At 50.6% G+C, this 944-nt stretch carries 2 pseudogenes; both read right to left on the bottom strand.

The features are described from left to right. Nucleotides 1–609 (bottom strand): annotated as a pseudogene (locus ACP5J3_RS14890) (hypothetical protein); the annotation flags it as partial. Nucleotides 610–680: 71 nt separating this feature from the next. After that, a pseudogene (locus tag ACP5J3_RS14885) lies at nt 681–944 on the bottom strand (hypothetical protein); the annotation flags it as partial.

The following is a 944-nucleotide window of genomic DNA, read 5'->3' as shown; positions in this document are numbered from 1 at the left end:
ACCTATGAGAATACCGTTGACGCTACCTCCTGCGTCAAGTAGTTGCGGCTCGTTGGACAAGATGTCTACAAACCGCATTAAGTTTCCAGAACCACCTCTCCCGTCTACGCCTTTGTACCAGATTGTTTGAGAGGGTTGAGCCTCATCAAACGCTGTAGGAGGCAATCTATCGGTTGCTTTTAACGCTATCCGGCCGAGCGAGTCAAACTCAATATGTGTCAAATACATCTGATAAACCTCGTCCATGAATAGACAGGTGTTAGGGTCATAGCGCCCGTAGACGACCCAGCGCCACTTCTGCGAGTAGAACAACACCGCAGCGTTCTGCCCGTCGTAGCTAAGGACATAATACGTCCCTGCCTTCTGCGAGAGGTTTCCTGTGCTCCAGCTATATTCTTTGCTAATTCTTACGTCAAGCCCGAAATTAAAGCCAATAGCGCCGTGGGCGTTTAATTGTAGCGCGCTACCGTTTACCTCATAGCTGAAGTCTACGTACTCACCGAAGGCTCTTCCCGAGCTGTCTCTAAGTGCGACTGCTGGAACTAGCTCACGTATATCGAGATCTTGTGAGTATAGTAGGCGCCCCTCTTGACAACCTGCAAACCTCAAGCCGGCAGATCCCTTTTTACGCCTCAGTCCGGCTATTTTATACCTTTTATTTACGAATCTCGGCGCCTCTATTACGACCGTGTATGGAGGAATTCCGCCTTAAGAGAGACGGGACTTATGACGAATAGTGTATTTTCTGTCAGGGTCGGCTGATCCGCCCTCTTCAGCTTATCTCTCCACAGATCCGCCTGCTCCACGAGCCTCCTCTTCGGTAGTTTAAGCCTGCCGTTTTTGATAGCGACCTCCTCCACGTCGCCAGTGGGCTCCCAGATTAGGAACGCGGAGAAGTCCACCGGGCTGTCATTTTCGTCTACAAACTCCAGAACCACGTCATC

This window comes from Pyrobaculum sp., from assembly GCF_049971835.1.
GTDB lineage: Archaea > Thermoproteota > Thermoprotei > Thermoproteales > Thermoproteaceae > Pyrobaculum.
This window is presented reverse-complemented; position numbering and strand designations above follow the sequence as displayed.